This window comes from Vibrio nereis NBRC 15637, from assembly GCF_001591105.1.
Classification (GTDB): Bacteria; Pseudomonadota; Gammaproteobacteria; order Enterobacterales; family Vibrionaceae; genus Vibrio; species Vibrio nereis.
The window spans coordinates 121,208-142,814 of sequence record NZ_BCUD01000008.1; the positions used below are offsets into that span (position 1 = coordinate 121,208).

Below are 21,607 nucleotides of genomic sequence, written 5' to 3' on the forward strand. Positions count from 1 at the left end.
TGACGCTCACTTTATCCATAATCCGTCAGGTCGAATATCGAGAAGAAATTGTGTTTTTCATAAGATTTTCTAACCAAAACCACGCCTAAATCCCCCTCTAAGCAACACAACTGTCACATAAATTCGATAAAAATTGCCCCTTCATTATCTAAAGAGCTTGGACCTGAGTGTGAAAAAGAATCGAAGAATCCCGCCTTTAAACGCGCTAAAAGCTTTTGAAGCCACAGCAAGGCATCAAAGCATTACCCGCGCAGCAGAAGAGTTGTGCGTTACGCAGGCAGCCGTTAGCCAGCAGGTCAAGCAGTTAGAAGAGTACTTGGATGCAAAACTTTTGGTTAGGAAAGGACGTAAGGTCACTCTGACAGATCAAGGACGAATGTATCTTCCCGTTCTGAACACGGCATTTGATGCCCTTGCGAACCAGACTCACGAACTATTTGGCAATAAAAATACCACTACCCTACACATCAGAAGCACGTATAGCTTCGCGCAAAACTGGCTGTGCCCACGATTGGGAGATTTTGTTCATCAATATCCGAATATCAAAGTTCGTATTATTCCCTCGAATACCCCGATTCCAGAAGAGAGCGAAAATGAACCCGATATCGAAATACTCAACGGTTATGGTAATTGGCTAGATAAGCAGGTTGAGCAAATAACCGAAGATGAGTGGGTGGTCGTTGCCAGCAAAGAGCTGCTCACCCATTACCCTATGCCAGCGCCGATCTATCATTTCGAAAGTTATCCGCGAATCACTACACTGGGATATAGAGAGGGCTGGAAAGAATGGTTCGAATTGTCTGACTTTGGAGCTACTTTTCAGCCCTCAATGCTCGAAGCTTCGAGCTCTTGTCTCGCGATTCAAATGGCCGAATCTGGCGCGGGCTTTTTATTGGTCAAAAGAGTTCTCGTCCAGACATCTCTCGACAACGAGAAACTCAGCATTGTTCACCCAGAGGTCATGCCCAGCCAAAGTCACCACTACATGTTGACTCGGCCTGAAAGCAGCAACCAGCTCGCGGTAAAGCTGTTTCGCAAGTGGCTATTTTCCGCATTGTCTGCTCAATAACGGCAACGCATTAGCACTGTTAAGTAAAACTTATCCATTCGGCCACTATTGCTTAATTAACCTTCATCCAGCTTTCTCACGAGCTCAGTATTCTTTCAGGAACAAAGAACACCTAAGGTAGACATGTATGTCCCAACATTATTTAGTCGTCGAAAACATCTGCAAGCAGTTCGGCGATTTTACCGCGCTTTCAGATATCAGCCTCTCGGTTAACAAAGGGGAGTTTATCTGTTTTCTTGGTCCATCCGGTTGTGGCAAAACCACGTTATTGCGCACCATTGCAGGCCTTGAAACTCAAACTTCAGGGCGAATCACTCAAGGCAGCCAAGACATCTCGCACTTACCGACGGAAAAGCGAGATTTTGGGATTGTTTTTCAATCCTACGCGTTATTCCCGAACCTAACGGTGGCAGACAATATAACGCTAGCTTTGCGTGAACGCGGTATGGGCAAAGTACAGTCAGAAGCTTTGATGTATAAATGGCTCACCAATATCGGACTGGAAGGTTCACATAGTAAGTACCCTTCCCAGCTTTCCGGAGGTCAGCAACAACGTGTCGCCCTTGCACGTGCCTTGGTTCTTTCACCAGGACTGCTGCTACTCGATGAGCCCCTTTCCGCGCTCGATGCAAAAGTTCGCACACATTTGAGATCTGAAATTCGTAAGCTGCAGAAAGAACTCGGTATAACCACCATTATGGTTACGCACGATCAGGAAGAAGCACTCTCGATGGCCGATCGTATTGTGGTGATGAACCAAAGTCGTATTGAACAAATTGGTACCCCTACCGACATTTACCGCAAGCCTGCAAGTGAATTCGTGGCACGTTTTGTCGGCAATATTAACTTTATTGATCAGGCTCATCCTCTGCACGGCCATTTTAACCAGCAAAGACCAAACGACCTTCAACGCTTTAACTACGCCATTCGTCCGGAAGACATCCAAATAGAATTAGACTCTGAAGACTCGATTTTCGCTGACATCATCGACAAAGAGTTTACTGGCGCTTCGATTCGCCTTATTTGTGATATTGGTAATGGACAAACTCTCGAAGTGGACTCCCCCAATCATTTATCCGATACCTTGTTCAAATCAAGTCGCTCACAGGTTGGTCTGAAAATAGACCCGGCTCTCGCTCACAAATTTATTCACACAGGCGCTTAATCATGGACCAACCGATGACTATCTCAGCCAACACGACAGCTCCCGATAGAGCCTCTTGGATTCGTTTACGTTGGTTCAACGCGGGCTTCTTTCTGATTGCGATCATTTTGACATTGATGGCTCTGGGGTTAATTTTCCCTTTAGGTTCGCTATTAATTAAAAGCCTGCAAGATCAACAAGGCGATTGGGTTGGGCTATCTAACTATGTTGAATACCTATCAACGCCATCCTTGAGCTATTCGGTAGTGAACTCGTTGCAAATTGGCGTGATGGTAACGGTCTTAGTGATATCCTTGGCATTAACTTATGCGTTAGCACTGCAACGTACTTGCATGCCAGGTAAAAAGTTTTTCAAAACCATCGCTTATCTACCCATTTTGACACCTTCATTACTGCCAGCGCTTGCCTTGGTCTACTTATTCGGCAAGCAAGGCTACGCTAACTCACTTCTTTTCGGTCACTCGATTTATGGGCCAATTGGGATTGTTTTAGGGCTGACATTCTGGGGATTCCCACACGCATTGATGCTGATCACCACTGGATTACGCAACATTGATGCGCGTATGTATGAGTCTGCGCAAGTGCTACGTATCGGCAGAGTGAAAACTTTCTTTTTGGTCACAATAGCCAACTCCAAATACGGTTTGATCTCAGCCGCTATCGTGATTTTTACGCTGGTGATTTGTGATTTCGGCGTTGCGAAAATCATTGGTGGTTCATTTAATGTGTTGGCTACCGACATTTATAAACAAGTTGTTGGTCAGCAGAACTTTTCGATGGGTGCGGTCACCAGCGCGGTGCTGCTTTTGCCTGCTGTCGTATCATTTGCTATCGATCAGCGTATTAGAAGTAAACAACAACAGATGATGTCAACCAACTCGGTTCCCTATCAGCCAAAACCGAATCCACTGCGTGACGCGATCGCCTTTATTGTTTGTTCTATCATCGCGATCGCTATCCTGACCGTTTTGGGAACCGCAATATACGCCTCTTTTGTCTCATTCTGGCCGTATAACAAAGAGCTCACCTTCACTCACTACGATTTTGAAATGAATTCCGTTTACGGTTGGGCTCCGTTTCTTAATTCGCTTAAGCTCTCTTTCTGGGTGGCTATCATCGGTACCATTGTGACTTTTATTGCAGCTTATAATATCGAAAAAATCAAAACTTACCCTTTGTTCAGTAAGCTGATGCACTTAATCGCAATGTTACCCATGGCTGTACCGGGCATGGCGTTGGGGCTTGGCTATATATTCTTCTTCAATCAAGGGGGAAATAGCCCGTTACAACTGATGTACGGAACAATGGCTATCTTGGTACTGAATACCGTGACGCACTTGTACACCGTAGGCCATTTAACCTCTTTAACCGCACTAAAACAGTTGCCGAATGAGATAGAGGCAGTCGCTAAGTCACTAAAAATCAGTACATTCAAGACCTTTATCAAGATTACCGTTCCGGTGTGTACACCCGCGTTGCTGGACATCTTTATTTATCTTTTCATGAATGCTATGACCACAACATCAGCGGTCGTATTTTTGTACTCAGCAGACACGATTGTTGCGAGTATCTCGGTATTGAATATGGCCGATACGGGACAAACCGCATCCGCTTCAGCAATGGCTGTGATGATCATGCTGGTGGCTGGCGCCGTGAAAGTGGTACACCTAGTGGCAGAAAAATACCTGCTAAATAAAACGCAGAAATGGCGTATTGGCCGTTGATCGGTGTATGTGACAACAACCCGCTAGAACATAAATACAGCTTTGATTTTAACTAACGTCAAAAACCTTTAAATAGCTCAGCACGGTGATAGGCTAGATAGCGCTTATGCTCTGCGGCAATATTGCAAGACATACTCTCATCTAAACCTATCACTTTTGGTGACTCTAACTGGCTAGAGATCATTACTTTACCTTGATCGTTAAAGGAGATAAAACCAAGATCGAATGCTTTATCTAGGTTTGCGAGCAGCAAAAGGCCATTAAATTTGTCTAAACGTTCTTCATTATTAGAGTCTCGCCAAGGCTTAATATGTGATGCCAATAACAGCTGAGTATTACGATATCCTGTCACAGCGCAGCCGCCCCACATCTGGATCAGCTTGGTTCTAAAACCTCCCTGCCCCATTCTCGTCTTCACTAGTATGCTTTTTTCTGTTTCCGATAAAGTCTTATCGGTCATCACTTGTTTGATATCTGCGTTTATATCTATTTGGGATAAGTCAGCGAGGAACTTATGGTAATGAGACAAAGCGGCGCTATACATCCCTTTTCCTTTTGTGTCTCGGATTTGGAATTGCTCTAGCTTTCTTGCCTTCTCTTCGTAACTGATGAACTTACGATATGAGTTAATATCAGTTAGAGGTTGCTCAAGCTCCCCCGAATCCATCAACCAGTTTGAGATAGAACCTTTGATTGCACCGAGATAGTTGCTCGCGGTTTTCTCCGATTTACCAATATCTACCAACCATTGGTAGTACAGGCTAGCCAAATCAGACAAGTTTGATACCAACGCTTCTTTCAGCTCATTCGCAATAATGTAGCTCTTCATGTAATCAAATAGCTCATCATCAACATACGCATATTCAACTGCTTTCGCTGAATAACGCCTGGTGGTAGATTTATCATAACCAGAGCAATACGAAAGATGCCAAAAGCCTTCGCTCCTTAAATGAAAAAATGGATTCTCTGGGGTGTTCTTGTCTTTACCCTGGGCCAAGCTATCAAAATGATGGGTGAATCTATCTTTGAGTGCTTGGTTCAAATAGATCTGGTTAGACGCAATATTTCCAGCCTGGATTAAGTCCATGACGGCTAAAATCATACATACTTTATGAGGGCTTTTTTTACCACCCGCGCTGTTCATTTTTAAGTTTTGAAAACGTTCTAGATAACACTCTATTGCCACAGCTTAATTTCCACTCTATTTCGTTGTCGGACTGGCTAGAACAACGGTTTGCCAATTGACTTGTGAACGTTGTAATGAGTCTGAACAATCAACTACCTGATTAACTCGCAATGGTATTTCTCTACTTAATGCTTCAAGCTCGCTCACTGAAACGGGGTAGGCTTTTCGGCCATCATTGAATTCACCGTGACGCAAGCTAATCACGAGCTTTCCATTTTCAGTAAGTAGTTGAGCTAGATTATCTAAAGCAGTTGGGCGTTCATCTGGTGACAAGTGCATCCATACCGCACTCAATAAGATCAGATCAAAACACAGTCCAAGATCTCGAGTACGTTTTAAATTGGGGAGCGAATCACTTAACCAAATGACATTACTCCCTGTTTGGCGTTTGCCAACATCGCATAGTGCATCACACGGTTCAACTGCAACTATTTTACAACCTTGCGCTCTTAACCACTTTGCATCTCGGCCAGATCCAGCTCCGATATCCAGCACTGATGCTCCTTTCTGAGGCCAATGACTCTGCCACGACTTATGGACTATCTCGAATGTTAGCGAATCATACTGCTGAGCAAGTTGAGTGGCATTTTGTTCGTAAAATGAAGTAGTTGTAGACATAGATAAGCCTCATACCAATTTAACAACATGATATAAGGATTGAGGGTATATGGCGATAGGTATCAACTGAAGGTTAAAAAGTTGTCGAGAGTACCAGCAAAAAGGAACCTATACTGTTCACAGAAAACGGCTATCTCTTCACACTGGCTAGCAAAAAGAGTCCCTGATGATACTTTCGTTTTCAGAGGAGTTATATCAGGTAGCGTCAAATCAAGCCTAGGCATTTTCTGAGAAGAACGTAATCAATGTGACACGGGGAGCACTGTGCTCCCCGTGTTTTAAAACGCGCTCATTACTCGTTTGTATTGTGCATCATCTTCATACATCTTGTGGAAGATTTGGTACTTAGCGTCATAAAAGAGCTTGATCTTCTCTGTCTGAGGCATCACGCTTTTGCTGATCCTACTCATAGCATCCATAGCATCTGGAATATCACTATAGAAACCAGCGGCGACAGAACCTAACATTGCGGAGCCAAGGATTACGGCTTCACTTTCTTCAGGTAATAGGATCACACAACCTGTTGCGTTAGCATGCTCTTGCAAAAACACGCTGTTCTTTGTACCTCCTCCACAAGCCATAATGGTATCAATGTCATAACCAGACTCGTTCATCACTTCGATAATATGGCGCGTACCAAGCGCGATACCTTGAATGGTAGCAAGGTATTGCAGCGCCATATCATCTAACGTTTTTGACATTTTTAGCCCGGTAATCGTGCCAGTTAAATGGGCGTTAGCTCTAGGAGAACGGTTACCATGGAAGTAAGGCAAAACATGAATATCCTTAGTTAAAAAAGCGATGTCTTCTTTACTCCCAGCAAGATCCAAAAGACGATCATTTAGTAACTCATAAACCGTTTTTGCTTGCTTATCCGCGAGCTCTTTCGCGTTGTCATAAAGCGGGTGTGAGGTAATGATGTGGTCGATCAAAGCGCCAGTGGCTGACTGCCCCCCTTCATTGAGCCAGTAACCCGGGATCATTGCACTATAGTACGCCCCCCAAACCCCATCAATGAATCGAGCTGTCTTGGATGCCGCCATATGGCAAGACGAGGTTCCGCCGATCAAAGCAAGGCGTTTGTTAAAATCGGCTTTCTCACCCGTCATCCCAGAGGCACCAAGCACACCAATACCACCAGCATGCGCGTCGATGATTGATGTACCTACGGCGGTACCTGGGGTTAAACCTAAGTCATCGGCTGCGTGCACGGTTAGGCCGTCACCGACAGGCTGGCCCATAGGGAGAATTCTGTCACCGATGGTTTTCGCATTGTCTTCCAGTAAGTCTTCCAAACCAATCAGTTCGAAAAAGCCTCGATCCCATTTATTTTCATGGCCAAGATATGTCCACTTACATACGGTCGAGCAAAGGGAGCGACTGGCATCGAATGTTGCTTTCCAAGTTAAAAAGTCGGGTAAGTCGAAGAAGTAGCCCGCTTTTGCCCATGTATTTGGCATGTTCTGTTTTAGCCATAGCAGCTTAGGCGTTTGCATCTCTGGTGAGATACGGTTGCCTACATAAGCCAATACTGGATGCTGAGTTTTGTTGATCCGATCGGCTTGAGCAATTGCGCGATGGTCCATCCACATTACGACGTTTTGTTCACTGCGCCCAGTAGGACTCACCGTTAGAGGTTGACCACTTTTATCCAACACGACTAATGAACAAGTCGCATCGAAACCAATGCCTTTGACTTGAATAGGGTCGATGTTGGCTTGGGAAACAGCATCTTTAACCGCAAGACACACACATTGCCAAATGTCATCGGAAGATTGCTCAACGAAGTCAGCTTGAGGTTTGAACATCATGGTGTCGCGTTTGGCTTCACCCACTTTACGACCTTCTGCGTTAAAGACACCCGCACGCGCGCTGCCACTGCCTACATCAACGCCGATAAAATAAATACTCATATACTGCTCCGTTAAGCCTTATTTTTTTGTAAGAAGATAAATAAGATCAAGATGCCGCCCCATAGCGCCATAGTGAGATAGCTGCTCACTCCCAGCAAATTAAAGCCACTTTCTAATGTTTGTAATACGATAAGTGCAAGACCAATTCCGATAATGCGTCCAAAGCCACCGTCTGGGTTAATTCCACCTAACACTGAAGCGAGAATGGCCGTCAAAAGATAGGATTCTCCATAGCCAGCCTTCGCGGAGTTGAATTTTGCCATCATCACAATCGCTGCGACCCAGCAAAGTACAGAAGAGATGACATAAACGTACAAGGTCGCTTTTTGTGTGTTGATACCAGAGAAACGAGTGGCTTTTTCATTGGACCCCATCAGGTAGATAGTTCGGCCTAAACTGGTGTGCTCCAATAGTGCCCATAAGCCGATTGCAAAACCGACGAATAGGATCAGCGGCATAGGTACGCCAAAGATAGAGCCGTTGCCGAGTACCAAAAGGGTTTCAGGGAAACCAGAGATAACACTACCGCCAGAGATCAGCACGTTCAGACCGTTAATCAGGGTCATTGTCCCTAAGGTTGCGAGTATTGGTGAAACGCCAACGTACGCGATCAATGCACCATTGAGCAAACCGATAACCGTAGCGGTAATGAGGCCGCCGAAGAGCGCCAATACAAGCATTGTTGAGCTATCAGGAGCTTGAGTAATGATGCTTGCCATTACCAAACCACACGCGTTGGTTGTTGCAATAATCGACAGGTTGATACCACCAGTCAGCATGCATACTGCCATTGCCAGTGCGAGTAGACCGAGCAGTGGCATTTGCGATGACATCGATTGTAAATTATCAGTGGAGAAGAACGCTTGCCCACTTGAGAACGCCATAACAGCGAGGATGCCAACTAAAATCACCAGTAAGTAACGAATGTTCTTGTCTGTCGGTAGCTTTAAACTATTTAGCACTTGTTCCATGGTTTATGCCTCTTGTAGCGCTTGTTTTTTCTCATTGATAGCCGTCATACTGATGCTGCAAACAATGATTAAGCCAGTTACGACCGTGTGCCAATATGAAGGTACACCGAGCAACGTCAGACCGTTCTTAGCAACGGCGAGCAATATCACCCCAAGGACAACGCCAAACAGCGTACCTTTGCCTCCTGTCATACTCGTGCCACCCAGTACAACCGCAGCCAGTACCGTAAGCTCAAACCCCATGAGAGAGTTTGGAGCGACTGATTGGGTAATTTGGGTTTGAACCACTGAAGCAATGCCTGCAAGTGCCCCCATGTAGCCATAAACGAACAGATTAATACCAAACAGGTTAATACCAATACGACTAGCCGCGTCTGCATTGCCGCCTACCGCGTAAATCTGACGCCCTAAGCGGGTCTTAGACATCAGGAATGAGGTGACCGCAATCATTGCTACTAAGGTTAGAATTGGCAGTGATAAACCGTAGTCATAGCCGTCGCTACCAGTAAACGTGAACAGCTCAATACCATCCATAAACCAGTCAGGAAAACCGTACAACCATTCGCCGTTACTAAAGTAAATCAGTAAGCCAAAGAACACGTTCAATGTTGAAATGGTAATGATGATCGCTGGCACCTTGAGTTTGTATACCAGTGTGGCGTTGATCATGCCAAGTAACACACCCACGACGATTGCAATGGCAAACGCAATCATGAAGTTACCACCAATCGTCAAAATGTACGTCGCGGTGATGTACTGCGCAATCGCAGCGGTCGCTGGAAATGAGATGTCGATGCCGCCAGCGATAAGCACGACAAACAAACCACAAGCCATGATGCCTAGTAATGCAGAGCTGACTGACATATCAAAGATGTTTCCAAGAGTAAGGAAATCTTCAGAGGTAAAAGTCAGCACTGCGACAATCAACACAATCATCAATGAGAGGTAGAACTCATGACGCTTGGTGAATGAAGATAAGGAACAACGAAACTGGTTAAGCATTGACTGCCTCCATGATTTGTTGCTCGGTAGAGTGAGCGGGTTGGAAGTCATGAGTAAAACGTCCTTCTTTCATCACAATCACGCGGTGACTGTTGTAGAACACTTCTGGGATTTCATCGCTGACCATGATGATTGCCATTCCTTTTGCGGCAAGGTCTTTTGCGATGATGTAGATTGCTTCTTTGTTGGCAACGTCGACACCTACGGTCGGAGAGTCAAGGATGAGCACTTCTGGCTCTGCGGCTATCCATTTTGCGATAGAGATACGCTGCGCATTACCACCGGATAAACTGGTTACAGGGAGTTTTGGGTCCGCGACTTTGATGGATAATGAAGAAATCAACCTATCGACGAGCTTATTTGCCTTTAGATGATCAAGAAAACCTGAGGGCTTCTTGAGTCTGTGCATTACTGAGGCGGTAATATTGTCTTGAATCGTTTGTTCCATAACCAACCCAGTCGACATGCGGTCTTCAGAGACATAACCGATGCCTTGAGAGATCGCGTCGCGATTAGATTTAAATGTAGTTGGTTGGGCGTTTATGCGGATAACGCCGCTGTCTGGTTGAGTCATGCCGAACAGTGCCATGCACAATTCGGTTCGGCCTGCGCCAAGTAAGCCAGTGATGGAAACGATCTCTCCCGCGCGAACCTGAAATGAAATATCGTCAAACTGGCCACGTTTTGACAGCTTTTCGACTTCAAGTTTGACGGCACCTTGCTGGTTGTAATCGGCAAGAGGAGTGAATTCGAATCGTTGTCCGGTCATTAGAAAAGCCAATTCGTCACTGTCTACTTCGTCAGCTTGATAGGTACCGATGGTGCGGCCATCACGAATGACAGTGATTCGGTCGGAGATCTCCATTACTTCATCAAGCTTGTGGCTCACAAATACCACCGTGACGCCTTTGGATTTAAGGTCTGCGACCACTTCGATAAGGTGATTCACTTCGGTGCGAGTGAGTGAGGCGGTTGGCTCATCCATGATCATTAATTTGGCATCCGATGCCATGGCTCGGCAAATGGCGACCAGCTGACATTCGGCAATTGAAAGCTGCTCTACACGTTTATCCAGTGGTAATCTGACACCTACTTTTGCCATTGCTTGAGTTGCAATACTTTGGATGCGCTTTTGTTGCACCAGCCCTTTAGTCCATTCAACGTGATCCTGAATGGCAATATTCTCTGCGACAGTCAAGTTTGGGAATAGGGATAAGTCTTGATAGATAACTTGAATGCCGTGTTCAATAGATTGCTGTGGGTTCAGTCGAGAGTAGCGTTTGCCCGCTAATGTGATTTCAGCACCTTTCTCTGGTGCGTGAACGCCAGATATCACTTTAAATAATGTGCTTTTCCCACATCCATTTTTGCCGGCTAAGCAGTGAACCTCACCCTGATTGAATGTTAGGTTTATCCCATCCAATGCCTTGACGGAACCAAAGTGCTTGGATACTTGCTTGAGGGTAATAAAAGGAGTTCCAGACATGATCATTTCCAATATGGTAGGGCGGCGTTGCACCGCCCAATTTCGAACAGAGTTTGTTTAGCTTAGAAACCAAGCTGACGTGCGTTGGTTTTATCCACTTCTAGAATCTTGTTAAACTTGATCACGCGGTTTTGCGTATCGATTTCTGCATCGCCTAGGCCTTGGACATTGACCCCTTGAGATACATCCTTTCCTTCGAGCATTTGCTTAGCAACGGCAACCATGGCGTAGCCCGCATCTGCTGGGTTCCACAAGAAGCCTTTATCAATCTCACCACGAGCTAAGTACGGAGCAGCTTGGCTTGGCATCATAATACCCACGACGCTGATTTTGTCTTTTGCGCGTTTTTTCTTAATGGCTTCACCTGCACCGATGCCACCTAATGAACCGTAAGAAACGATACCTGCCATATCAGAGTGTGCTTTCATCAGGTCGTTGGTGGCTGCATAAGATTGATCGATGCTTTCTGCAACTGGCATACGGCTGGTTACTTCATACATATCTGGGTAGGTTTTCTTTTGGTAGTCGATCGCTAGATTTGCCCAGTTGTTATGCAGTGGAACAGTTAATGAGCCAACGTAAACTGCGTAACCACCTTTTTTGTCCATATTTTTCGCAAGCTCATCCATAGTCGCTTTAGCGTAAGCTTGATTGTCAATGGTCTCGATGTCCCAATCCGCACCGTGTCCATCCGGTGATTCATGAGTTAACACGATAATCCCTTTATCTCGAGCTTTTTTAAATACAGGTTCTAATACCGTCACGTCATTGGGAACAACGGTAATCGCATCTACGCCTTTCGCGATTAAGTCTTCAATAATTTTTACTTGTTGTGCTGGATCTGGAGTTGAAGGACCAAGCTGACGAGCATTAATGCCGAAATCTGTAGCGGCTTGCTCGATCCCTTTATTCATTTGGTTAAACCAAGGGATACCAGACACTTTGACTACATTTACGATTTCATAATCTTTAGCTTGAGCGCCTGCAGCAGCAAGGGCTAGCGTTAAAGCAGCCGCTTTTAGTAAGACCTTTTTCATCTTCATCAATCCTTTATTTGTTATGTGTAGGGGTAAGGTGAATCGATGAAATGATCTTAAGGTGAATTTCAATAAGATATTTGAGTAGATATGATGAACTGTGAGTTAGACACGTTAATGATAAATTACATGATCTTTATTGTTATAAATATGTGAATTTAAAAGTACGACGTAATTTAGAGATCAATTTTTTCTGTTTAAGGGTCACAATTATTAACAAATAGATCAATTTATTTACATTGTGCTTGTTCCTCAGGAAAAAGAACATGAAATAACGCAGGCAAGTGCCTCTGTGAGAGATTGATTGATGAATAACGAGGTTTAGTCACAATAAATAGAGAAAAATATTTCTATTACATTAAATAAGGTGATAAGAGTCATCTTCATTTGCTCTGGTAAAAAGATAAAACGTAGGTCATATGTAATTATATAACGAGTAGTGTTGCTCAAGTTACTCCAAGCACCATTAGCTTAACGGTGTCAGTGGCGCAGACCATTAACAAAGATAGAAAAAAGCCCAGTAGTAGTATCAAATAGGCAATAAGTTATTGAGTTTATTATATTACAGGCATAAAAAAAGACGCCCTAGGACGTCTTTCTTCAAGAATGTGGCGGTGAGTGAGAGATTCGAACTCTCGATACGTTGCCGTATACACACTTTCCAGGCGTGCTCCTTCAGCCACTCGGACAACTCACCGAATCAAATTGTGGTTGGTATCGCTAACCAACGAGGCGCTAATTTAATGATTCTATAGGGTTAGGTCAAGCCCATTAACCAAAAAATACTGTCGGATAAACGCGTTTGGTCACTATATAACTAATTAGGCGGTGATTCGACCAACTCAAACCCGCTGAGAGTACCCTGGCACACGAAACAGCTTTCGGCATAAATCCAAAAAGTAGCCGTAAAGAACCCCCATACCACAAGAAATGAGCGCGTTGGTGGCTACCGCTGTAATAATTTGTTCGGAAGATGCCCCAACGACAAACAGAATGACTGCGTAGACTGGTGATTGGAACGCCATGTAAGCAACCAGATCAGATAGGTTTTTCATCAAACTTGTTCTGGAGAGCTTCGCTCCTTGGCGCAGCATAAAATCGCGGAATAAACCGTAAGGCCAAGCAATCGCAATGTTCACAGGGATAGACAATGTTCTGGAAGCCAGAGATTGCTCAAACGTCATTCCCGAGATAAATACCTCAATGGCCATTCCCGAAACAAAACAGAAGATTACCATCGCGAACGTATCCGCAGCAGCGCTACGAATACAAAACGGGCCATGTGACTTCATTTTCGAACCCCGATAAAAAACCAACAAATAAAAAATATATGGAATGACACACTATCAAATTGCAAAATTGATAGAATTTAAAGCCATTAAACCATCATTTCTATGGTTTTTGATCTCGAATTAAAAACAAAATGGTAAATAAACAACCAGACTTAGTGATTAGATTAGAATTAATCTCCAAAAACATGTAGCACGTAGGCCGCACCAATACAATATGTGTAATTAAATTACAAAATAGGAACAATAACGTAACTTATACACGAAATTCACGTGCTAGCTAGCATTCAAAACCCAAGAACACCTCTAAGCGTGTAATCGTTTTTCTAAATCTTGATTTTTCAAATCGGGTTTATATTGGTATAGCGTGTCTGAATAGAGAGAGAGTGCTTCATCGAGTTCGATATCATCAATAGGCTTAGCGATAATATGATCCACGCCAGCATGTTTCATATGCAGTCGACTTTCTTGAAACAAATCGGCTGTACAGCCAAATATCAGTATTCTGGACCACTTAGTACCTAACGTTCGAATCACTTCTGTAGCTTCAACACCGTCCATGACTGGCATGTGGTGATCCATAAAAATCAGATCATACTCTCCGCTTATCACGGCTTGAATAGCTTGCTCGCCATTGATTGAGCAGTCACACGTAAACCCCTTGTTGGCCAGTAACGCATTGAGTATTGCGGCATTGGTACGGTTGTCTTCTACAATTAACGCTCTGAGGCCCGTATACACTTGCTTTGAGCGCGCTGTCGCTACAGGAGTCTGGGTTTCACTGTGCTCTACTCTTACCAGAACTTCAAAGCAACTCCCTTCCCCTGGCGTACTGACTACACGAACCTCTCCCCCCATCGACTCACATAATTGCTTAACAATAGATAGCCCTAAACCTGTACCACCGTAGCGCCTTGTCGTTGAAGATTCAGCTTGAACAAAAGGTTTAAAGATCTTCTCTTGCGCACGCTGTGGTATACCAATACCTGTATCCGTTACGGCTATACAAAGAAAATTGTTGTTGTCGATGTATTTTTCACGAACGTTTACCGTAACCTGCCCAACCGAAGTAAACTTCACCGCGTTGTTAAGTAGGTTAAATAAAATCTGACGCAAACGTGCTTTGTCTGCGCGATACCAGCGATGTTTAGGCACTTCCGATAGCACTTTGAACTCTAGTCCTTTCTCTGCACACAAAGAAAAGTACGTACTGTGGATACTTCCTATAATGGCCTCAAATGGGAAAGGTTGATTGTCTAACTCTACGCGCCCTTGCTCTATTTTTGAGAAGTCTAAAATCTCATTGAGCAGCGTCATCATATGCTCACCAGACTCATAAAGAGCCCGTAAATGCTTGCGTTGCGATTCATCCAGCGGGGTTTTTAAAAGGATTTGCGCTGTGCCCAAAACACCATTCATGGGCGTACGGATTTCATGGGACAGTGTGGCTAGGAACGCGCTTTTGGCCTGTGTGGAAGCCAGTGCTTTCTTCTTCTCAGCTTCGAGATAAACGGTTTTTTGATTAAATGTGTCAATAAGCTGTCTAACTTCATCATTGCTATGGTAATTGATATCGATGATGCCTCCTTCTTTGGAGTCAGCAACCTTTTGAGCAATCAAAACGATGGGGTCAATCAAGTAACGGCTGATCAGAAAATATCCTAGCATGACACAAACAAGCATGATGGGGATGATTCCAGCTTCAACCTTAGCTACGACGTCGATGACCTGCTCATCAACAATCCGTCTTGCATTCACAACGTCAACACGCCATTTGAAGTGTCCAAAGGTATTCTGCCCAATGTATTCACCATCCAAGTGCGAAAATTGGTGTTCTAAAATGATCTCACCATACGCGTCAGTGAGGAAAATACCTAAGTCGTACTCGTCAGCATGCAGACGAATAAAGTTAATCAGCCCCTCTAACGAGAGGTCGACGGTCGCCACTCCAGAAAAGATATTATTGATGTAGTAAGGAGAAGAAGCCGTGATCATTTTTACCTGAGTATAAGGATCAACATAAACGCGCGACCACGAAACCTCTCCTATCGGGGCATTTATGACAGATTGGTACCAATCCGCATGGTCATACCCGCCAGAGCCAGGATCATCCCAAGAATAAACCCGTTCAATTGTCCCGTCCTCGGTACGATTGAAGAATAAGCTAGCATAAGCAACCTCAGGATCTTGCGAAAATGGTGCAGGCCACAGTCCACCGCTGACTGCGACACCATCTGTCAATGCAAACAGATTGTGTAGATGATGAGCTTTGCTCTCTGCCTTTACATCGCTACTGCCAATACTGACAATGCTTTGTAGTATCCCCAAAGAGTGGTTTACAGGCGCTTGAATGTGAGCGGATATGAGCTCCGTTCTTAAGTCAAGATTTGCCTCTAGCTGTTGACGCGTCGGAGGCTCAACAACTAAGTAGCTGACTGTACCAATAAGCGTCACGACTACCGCTAGGTAAAACGCCAGTGCAAGCTTGCTCTTTCGTTTAAGGGAGTATCGGATATCCATAACCAACTGAATTTGTATTGTTTAACCAAAATTATAGTGAATAATTCAACCCGACAACCTTTTTCTCAATCACATCGCCTGTTACCATTGCCGCCTCACAACTCATCGACATTGACGGTAATCACTTTGACTCTACAAGAACTTCTCTCTCAACCAGAGTTACAAGACAAACTCATTAACGAAGCAAAAACACGCGGTTTTGTTACAGCAATGGCCGCAGCACCAAACGTGTTAGCTCCTCAAGAATGGCTGCCTTTCTTATGGGGCGGAGAAGACGTTGCGCCTTTTTCTGATGGTGAGCAGCTAGAAACGTATATTGAACATATTATTGCGATGTGGAATGAGTACCGCCCTGCTCTGCTGGAAAACCGCTGGCAGTGGCCTTCTGAATGCACACTAGATGAAGAAGAGATTGTAAGCGAAGCGACTCGAGATTTTTGTGAAGGGCTACTTCAGGGCTGGCAGCTGGCTCGTGATGATTGGGAAACACTCATGCCAGAAGATAGTGAAGACAGCGCACTACTAGGTGGAGTCCTACTTTCTGTGAGTATGCTTTATGACCCAGAAACATCCATTGCGACATTAGCAGAGCAAGGTATTGAAGGGCTGGAACAGTTTGAAGAGATCTTCAACTCTATCCCGATGATGCTATGCGGCCTAACCATGCGCGGTGTAACGCTAGCAGACGCAGAATAACAAAAATAGCCGCTGTCACTCGGCGGCTACTTCCCCCATTCTGCTGTCCCTTCAACCTTCCCGACTTCACACTTACATCACTTTTTTATAAAAGTAGAGTTACATCTTCCCCTCACCCTTGCTAGTATTCGCGTCCCTATTAAATCCGTGCTCGCGAATGATGAGAAATTTAAGAAATAACAAGAGTATGCAAAAAGTAATGGCGCTGTATGTCATTGCGGCTCTGTTGTTTCAAATTTACCTTCTCGCCACTATGGTACTCAATCCATCTCAGGTACATAGCCAAAGCTGGCTGTCAGATGCGCAAAATGAAAAAGTATTGTTGTGTACGTCAGAAGGTTTTAAGTGGGTCGATGTTGATGAGTTAATTAACGCAAATAACCATTCAGAAAGTGTTATTGATAGCGCTCACGAGCCACTCAAATTTAGTTGCCCTCTGCTGGATGTTTGTAAACTGTCTGCCATTGTCGCTGCATTCTTGCTGGCAACCATCACTCTTTGGTTAGCTCGTTATACTCCAACGATTTCTTGTTATCAGCATATCGGCTGTAGAAGAGACTTATACCTATTAATCGCTCCTAAACAATCTCCGCCACTGTCTGTTTTTATGTAAATAACAGCACACTCATTGGGCATAAAACTCAAAGAAAAATGCCTGATGGATACTTGGTGTATTCGCACCAAATGGTTTATAGATTTAGGAAATTAATAATGAAAAAGTACCTTCAAATATTCTCTCTAACGCTATTCGCACTGTTTAGTACAGCTTCTATTGCTCACGATTACCACAAAGGAGACATTCAAGTCGATCACCCATGGAGCCGAGAGACCCCGCCAACCGCGACTGTGATCGCTGGCTTTTTCCAATTAAAGAATAACTCTGACGTCGATGATTTCCTGATCGAAGCAACAACACCTATTGCAGACCGAGTGGAAATTCATACACATGAAATGTCTGATGGGATGATGAAAATGAAGCAAATCGACAACGTCAAAATTGCAGCTCAACAAGCTGAAATGTTCAAGCCTGGTGGCTACCACTTAATGATTTTTAATCCTCGACAAGCGTATAAAGCAGGTGATCGATTCCCGATGACCCTTACTTTTAAACACGCAGGAAAAATAGATGTGGAAATGGCCGTTGAAAAGAAAGGCCATGTGCATGCACACTAACTAAAACTGGTAAAGCCATGCCCCATTGATACAAAAATGGGGCATATTAAAACAGGGAACAAACTATCTAGCCGCGACAACGCGCCAATCAAATGCTTCGACGCGCTCATCTGCGATATAAAAAATCTTACACCCTGCAGGGATTTCTCGGTCAAGTTGGGGGTTCAGCTCTATTCCACGCCCAAAATCAATCGCGATCAACGTTGCTTGGTAAGCTTTCTTGATATGCGTGAATACCGCTTCAACAGTCGTTGTAGGCAAGTCTTTAGGGTAAATCGTTGAATACTGCGTCATGCCTCGTGTTGATGCCAACAGTTCCTGGTGTAAAGCACTCGAGCCTGGGTCAACCGCAGCCTTGGCGAGCATTTCTGCGCCCACCGCAGGAATACACTCAGCTTTAGGGCAATGTTGACTCAATAAATGGCCCAGCGCTTCATCTTTAAAATAGGCAAGCAAATGAGCGTTAGGGTTAAGGTTAGCGCAATACAACGAGGCCGACAGAGTAATATCATCTTCTAAGTTATCAACGACAATACAACTGGCATCCGCTACATTGGCCAGTGCCATTTGTTGGCTGTCCGTATAACTTGTTACCTTAACGAACTGTATTTCGCCCGGTAACGGGTTCTCAATATCTGAACGGCTGCATAGCACGATCGGTCTTTTGCCTTCTTCTTCATGTTGCAACATACGAATTAGATGAATGGTACGCTGCCCGTTCCAGCCAAGAATTAGTATATGATTTTCCACTTTTACTCTCCGTTTTCCTAACACTCCCGCACGCCAGTATTCAATCGCGCCACTCGCAATGCGTCCTAAAACGGCAGCAAAAAGGCTCAAACCGCCGGGTATAACAAACAATACAACGATCCACTTTCCAAAATCTGTTTGCGGAGAGTAATCTCCGTAGCCCACAGTGCTTGCAGTCACCATGAGGTAGTAGATAAACGTCGATATGTCTGCGATTAATGCTTCTTCTCCTGCGCAATAAAACAGGGCCCAAGAAGCAATAATATAAAAAATACTCAAGAGGATCAGGTTACGGTTACTTAGTTGAAACACATTTGACCTAAACCACTTTTTGAAAAACAACCATACGGTCATACAAGTACCACTGTAATTCTTTTAAGTGTCTGAATATAGATTATAAATCAGACAGAAAAAAACCAGCGACTGTTCGCTGGTTTTTTGATTGTGACAGGTTTCACTATATTTGATTAAGCGTTGCCTTTAACCTGCATGTTCAGTTGCTCTGCAAAGTCCAACATGCGGTTGAGAGGGATAAGTGATTTCACTCGAACATCTTCATCAACAAAGATTTCGTGCTCTTTACCACCCTCTTTTAACGCAGATTCAATCGCTTTAAGGCCATTCATTGCCATCCAAGGACAATGCGCACAACTGCGACAGGTTGCCCCAGCTCCTGCAGTAGGCGCTTCAATCAGCTCTTTTTCAGGCACCAGCTGCTGCATCTTAAAGAAGATGCCTTTATCCGTAGCCACGATCATTTGCTGCTGAGGAAGCTCTTTTGCCGCTTTGATCAATTGGCTGGTTGAACCCACTGCATCCGCAAGTTCAACTACGCTCGCTGGAGACTCTGGGTGAACAAGGATGGCAGCATCAGGGTAAACAGACTTCATTTTACGCAGTGCGTCTGATGAGAATTCATCATGCACAACACATTCACCTTGCCACAACAGCATATCTGCGCCTGTTTTGTTCGCAATGTACGAACCTAGGTGGCGGTCTGGGCCCCAGATAATCGGCTTATCTTCAGAATCTAAGTGTTCTACGATTTCAAGAGCAATGCTTGATGTAACCACCCAATCTGCACGGGCTTTTACCGCAGCAGAAGTGTTCGCATAAACGACAACGGTATGATCTGGGTGTGCATCGCAGAACTCCGTAAATTTATCTGCCGGACAACCGAGATCAAGTGAACACTCAGCTTCCAGAGTTGGCATCAAAATACGCTTTTCTGGTGTCAGAATCTTTGCTGATTCACCCATGAAACGAACACCTGCAATAATCAGCGTACTTGCCGGGTGACGGTTACCAAATTTCGCCATTTCAAGTGAGTCGCCGACAAAACCGCCAGTCTCTTCAGCTAATGCTTGAATTTCTGGATCGGTGTAATAATGGGCGATCAAAACCGCGTCTTTCTCTTTTAACAACTTTTTGATTTCAGCAATATATGTTTGCTTTTCGTCGTCTGTCAGAGGTGTCGGTTTTGGAGGAAATGGGTAAACAGTTTCGATTTTATCTAGTATATGGCTCATTGCTCTTGCTCTACGCAACTCCCAGTAGTCCGAGTATTGTAACCCTAACCCTATTCAAGATGCCAGTTTAACCCCACATTAGTTGAATGATATTCTGCAACAAGTGATCAACAGAGCAATAGCAAAAAGGAGCGCATCGCGCTCCTTTTTATCATTTCAAATGCTTTTTAGCTAACTTAGCCGATGCACTATCTGGGTATTCGTTCACCACCTGCTGATAGTACTTCGCAGCTTGCGCCGCATTGTTATTTCGACTAGCAATATCGCCTAATTTAACCAAGGCATCGGCCCGTTTGTTTGAGTCTTTGTGAGACACAACGGCAACAAAACTCTTGGCGGCGTCTTTGTCTTGCTTCTTAGCAAAATAAAGCTGTCCTAACCAATAGTGTGAATTCGGTGTAAAGGTCGAATCTGGGTAATCTTTCTGGAACTTTTGGAATGCAGCAATAGCACCATTGTAGTCACGCTTTTTTAAGATGAGATCAACGGCATTTTGATATGCAGTTTGTTCATTGGCGTTTGTGCTATAAGTACCTTTTTGAGAGGTACTGCTGTTGTTTTGACTTTGTGTTGCACCAGAACTCACTTGGGCACGCACTTTATCTAATTCAATAAACAACTCACGTTGACGCTTAAGCATTTGCTGCATTTCGTAGTTATTTTTTTCCAGCTGACCACGTAGTTCACTGATTTCTAGGGCCATCTCGTCCACTTGCTGCTGCATACGAAGCTGGACGCGATTTCGGTTCTCTAACAAGCGTTCTAAACGTTGTACTTCGTTCTCACTAGAACGCGTAGATGCCACATTACTGCCGCTTAGATCAGATACTGGAGCTGGTGCAGCGAGCACGGAGCCCGCTGCACTTGCCAGTAACGTAAGCGTAATAACGCGCTTAAGGTTACTGAACATAAGGATATTCCTTAATTAGTATACTAGAACAGCACGACGGTTCTTAGCGTATACATCTTCAGCCTGACCTAGTAGAAGAGGCTTCTCTTCACCGTAGCTCACGATTGAGATTTGATCCGCTTGAACACCTAGTGCTTGAAGGTATTTAGCAACTGCAGTTGCACGACGCTCACCTAGTGCGATGTTGTACTCAGGAGTACCGCGCTCATCAGCGTGACCTTCTACAGTTACACGTAGAGATGGGTTTTTGCTTAGGTATGCTGCGTGTGCTTCTAGCATCTCTTCGTAATCAGCTGCGATCGTTGAGTTATCGAACGCAAAGTAGATTGTTTGAGATTCACGTAAAGCTTGTTCTTTAAGTTCTTGCTCAGAAAGCTGACCATTTTGATCGATTGGAGAAACAACCGTTGTGTCAACACCACCAGCTGTGCCAGAAGTTGTTTGGTTAGTTTCAGAGCCAGTTGCGTTAGCTGCGTCGTCACTTGAACTACACGCTGTAACTGCTAGTACTGGTAGTGCAATTAGTAGCCCTTTAAGAACTTTATTTAGTTGCATTTTTATATTTTCCT

Annotated in this window: 19 protein-coding genes and 1 tRNA gene; 6 read left to right on the forward strand and 14 right to left on the reverse strand. The window is 44.4% G+C overall.

What is annotated here, in order from left to right; all coding sequences use genetic code 11:
• Positions 1-169 precede the first annotated feature (169 nt).
• The 3 genes from VNE01S_RS10760 (at position 170) to VNE01S_RS10770 (ending at position 3,958) form a co-directional block, all read left to right on the forward strand.
• Positions 170-1,069, forward strand: coding sequence for a LysR substrate-binding domain-containing protein (locus VNE01S_RS10760; RefSeq protein ID WP_053393848.1), 900 nt, complete (start codon positions 170-172; stop codon positions 1,067-1,069).
• Positions 1,070-1,196: 127 nt separating this feature from the next.
• Positions 1,197-2,234, forward strand: coding sequence for a putative 2-aminoethylphosphonate ABC transporter ATP-binding protein (locus tag VNE01S_RS10765; RefSeq protein WP_082331625.1), 1,038 nt, complete (start codon positions 1,197-1,199; stop codon positions 2,232-2,234).
• A gap of 2 nt (positions 2,235-2,236) precedes the next feature.
• Positions 2,237-3,958 (forward strand): putative 2-aminoethylphosphonate ABC transporter permease subunit, encoded by a 1,722-nt coding sequence (locus VNE01S_RS10770; RefSeq protein WP_053393847.1) that lies wholly within the window; start codon positions 2,237-2,239, stop codon positions 3,956-3,958.
• A 58-nt stretch (positions 3,959-4,016) separates the two neighbouring features.
• On the opposite strand, the gene VNE01S_RS10775 is transcribed toward VNE01S_RS10770, so the two are convergent.
• From VNE01S_RS10775 to VNE01S_RS10820, 10 genes are all read right to left on the reverse strand, one after another.
• Positions 4,017-5,144 (reverse strand): HNH endonuclease, encoded by a 1,128-nt coding sequence (locus VNE01S_RS10775; RefSeq protein WP_053393846.1) that lies wholly within the window; start codon positions 5,142-5,144, stop codon positions 4,017-4,019.
• Positions 5,145-5,159: 15 nt separating this feature from the next.
• On the reverse strand, positions 5,160-5,762 hold the full coding sequence (locus tag VNE01S_RS10780) for a class I SAM-dependent methyltransferase (RefSeq protein ID WP_053393845.1): 603 nt from the start codon (positions 5,760-5,762) through the stop codon (positions 5,160-5,162).
• Between the two features lie 278 nt (positions 5,763-6,040).
• Positions 6,041-7,675, reverse strand: coding sequence for an FGGY-family carbohydrate kinase (locus VNE01S_RS10785; protein WP_053393844.1), 1,635 nt, complete (start codon positions 7,673-7,675; stop codon positions 6,041-6,043).
• An 11-nt stretch (positions 7,676-7,686) separates the two neighbouring features.
• Entirely contained in the window at positions 7,687-8,646 is a 960-nt protein-coding gene (locus tag VNE01S_RS10790; protein ID WP_053393843.1) for an ABC transporter permease, read from the reverse strand.
• Between the two features lie 3 nt (positions 8,647-8,649).
• Complete coding sequence (locus VNE01S_RS10795) at positions 8,650-9,648, reverse strand: ABC transporter permease (protein WP_053393842.1); 999 nt, start codon at positions 9,646-9,648, stop codon at positions 8,650-8,652.
• Complete coding sequence (locus VNE01S_RS10800) at positions 9,641-11,134, reverse strand: sugar ABC transporter ATP-binding protein (protein WP_053393841.1); 1,494 nt, start codon at positions 11,132-11,134, stop codon at positions 9,641-9,643. The genes VNE01S_RS10795 and VNE01S_RS10800 overlap by 8 nt, the downstream gene beginning before the upstream one ends.
• A gap of 62 nt (positions 11,135-11,196) precedes the next feature.
• On the reverse strand, positions 11,197-12,171 hold the full coding sequence (locus VNE01S_RS10805) for an autoinducer 2 ABC transporter substrate-binding protein (RefSeq protein WP_053393840.1): 975 nt from the start codon (positions 12,169-12,171) through the stop codon (positions 11,197-11,199).
• A 609-nt stretch (positions 12,172-12,780) separates the two neighbouring features.
• A tRNA-Ser gene (locus VNE01S_RS10810) sits at positions 12,781-12,868 on the reverse strand.
• Positions 12,869-13,013: 145 nt separating this feature from the next.
• Positions 13,014-13,463 (reverse strand): L-alanine exporter AlaE, encoded by a 450-nt coding sequence (locus tag VNE01S_RS10815; protein ID WP_053393839.1) that lies wholly within the window; start codon positions 13,461-13,463, stop codon positions 13,014-13,016.
• Positions 13,464-13,766: 303 nt separating this feature from the next.
• The gene (locus tag VNE01S_RS10820; RefSeq protein WP_053393838.1) at positions 13,767-15,980 is read right to left on the reverse strand and encodes a hybrid sensor histidine kinase/response regulator; all 2,214 of its coding nucleotides are present in this window, start codon (positions 15,978-15,980) and stop codon (positions 13,767-13,769) included.
• A gap of 126 nt (positions 15,981-16,106) precedes the next feature.
• On the opposite strand from VNE01S_RS10820, the gene VNE01S_RS10825 reads away from it, so the two are divergent.
• The 3 genes from VNE01S_RS10825 (at position 16,107) to VNE01S_RS10835 (ending at position 17,849) form a co-directional block, all read left to right on the forward strand.
• Positions 16,107-16,676: a UPF0149 family protein gene (locus VNE01S_RS10825; protein WP_053393837.1), complete on the forward strand. Its 570-nt coding sequence runs from the start codon at positions 16,107-16,109 to the stop codon at positions 16,674-16,676.
• 187 nt (positions 16,677-16,863) lie between these two features.
• A complete protein-coding gene (locus VNE01S_RS10830) occupies positions 16,864-17,289 on the forward strand; it encodes a hypothetical protein (RefSeq protein ID WP_245649884.1) in 426 nt (141 codons plus the stop codon).
• A gap of 98 nt (positions 17,290-17,387) precedes the next feature.
• Positions 17,388-17,849 carry a copper chaperone PCu(A)C gene (locus tag VNE01S_RS10835; protein ID WP_053393836.1) on the forward strand — a complete coding sequence of 154 codons (462 nt, stop codon included), beginning with the start codon at positions 17,388-17,390 and terminating at the stop codon, positions 17,847-17,849.
• Positions 17,850-17,912: 63 nt separating this feature from the next.
• On the opposite strand, the gene VNE01S_RS10840 is transcribed toward VNE01S_RS10835, so the two are convergent.
• The 4 genes from VNE01S_RS10840 to pal all read right to left on the reverse strand — a co-directional run bounded on the left by VNE01S_RS10840 (position 17,913) and on the right by pal (position 21,593).
• Positions 17,913-18,953: a potassium channel family protein gene (locus tag VNE01S_RS10840; RefSeq protein ID WP_053393835.1), complete on the reverse strand. Its 1,041-nt coding sequence runs from the start codon at positions 18,951-18,953 to the stop codon at positions 17,913-17,915.
• A gap of 113 nt (positions 18,954-19,066) precedes the next feature.
• Positions 19,067-20,128, reverse strand: a complete 1,062-nt coding sequence (gene nadA / locus VNE01S_RS10845) for a quinolinate synthase NadA (protein ID WP_053393834.1) — start codon at positions 20,126-20,128, stop codon at positions 19,067-19,069.
• 151 nt (positions 20,129-20,279) lie between these two features.
• The gene (gene ybgF / locus VNE01S_RS10850; RefSeq protein WP_053393833.1) at positions 20,280-21,038 is read right to left on the reverse strand and encodes a tol-pal system protein YbgF; all 759 of its coding nucleotides are present in this window, start codon (positions 21,036-21,038) and stop codon (positions 20,280-20,282) included.
• A gap of 15 nt (positions 21,039-21,053) precedes the next feature.
• The gene (pal, locus tag VNE01S_RS10855; RefSeq protein WP_053393832.1) at positions 21,054-21,593 is read right to left on the reverse strand and encodes a peptidoglycan-associated lipoprotein Pal; all 540 of its coding nucleotides are present in this window, start codon (positions 21,591-21,593) and stop codon (positions 21,054-21,056) included.
• Positions 21,594-21,607 lie beyond the last annotated feature (14 nt).

Coding starts and splice junctions, on each gene's coding strand:
- pal (WP_053393832.1), bottom strand. CDS start 21,593: ATGCAACTAAATAAAGTTCTTAAAGGGCTACTAATTGCACTACCAGTA.
- ybgF (WP_053393833.1), bottom strand. CDS start 21,038: ATGTTCAGTAACCTTAAGCGCGTTATTACGCTTACGTTACTGGCAAGT.
- VNE01S_RS10790 (WP_053393843.1), bottom strand. CDS start 8,646: ATGGAACAAGTGCTAAATAGTTTAAAGCTACCGACAGACAAGAACATT.
- VNE01S_RS10795 (WP_053393842.1), bottom strand. CDS start 9,648: ATGCTTAACCAGTTTCGTTGTTCCTTATCTTCATTCACCAAGCGTCAT.
- VNE01S_RS10800 (WP_053393841.1), bottom strand. CDS start 11,134: ATGTCTGGAACTCCTTTTATTACCCTCAAGCAAGTATCCAAGCACTTT.
- VNE01S_RS10815 (WP_053393839.1), bottom strand. CDS start 13,463: ATGAAGTCACATGGCCCGTTTTGTATTCGTAGCGCTGCTGCGGATACG.
- VNE01S_RS10770 (WP_053393847.1), top strand. CDS start 2,237: ATGGACCAACCGATGACTATCTCAGCCAACACGACAGCTCCCGATAGA.
- VNE01S_RS10780 (WP_053393845.1), bottom strand. CDS start 5,762: ATGTCTACAACTACTTCATTTTACGAACAAAATGCCACTCAACTTGCT.
- VNE01S_RS10840 (WP_053393835.1), bottom strand. CDS start 18,953: ATGACCGTATGGTTGTTTTTCAAAAAGTGGTTTAGGTCAAATGTGTTT.
- VNE01S_RS10805 (WP_053393840.1), bottom strand. CDS start 12,171: ATGAAAAAGGTCTTACTAAAAGCGGCTGCTTTAACGCTAGCCCTTGCT.
- VNE01S_RS10835 (WP_053393836.1), top strand. CDS start 17,388: ATGAAAAAGTACCTTCAAATATTCTCTCTAACGCTATTCGCACTGTTT.
- VNE01S_RS10785 (WP_053393844.1), bottom strand. CDS start 7,675: ATGAGTATTTATTTTATCGGCGTTGATGTAGGCAGTGGCAGCGCGCGT.
- VNE01S_RS10820 (WP_053393838.1), bottom strand. CDS start 15,980: ATGGATATCCGATACTCCCTTAAACGAAAGAGCAAGCTTGCACTGGCG.
- nadA (WP_053393834.1), bottom strand. CDS start 20,128: ATGAGCCATATACTAGATAAAATCGAAACTGTTTACCCATTTCCTCCA.
- VNE01S_RS10765 (WP_082331625.1), top strand. CDS start 1,197: ATGTCCCAACATTATTTAGTCGTCGAAAACATCTGCAAGCAGTTCGGC.
- VNE01S_RS10830 (WP_245649884.1), top strand. CDS start 16,864: ATGCAAAAAGTAATGGCGCTGTATGTCATTGCGGCTCTGTTGTTTCAA.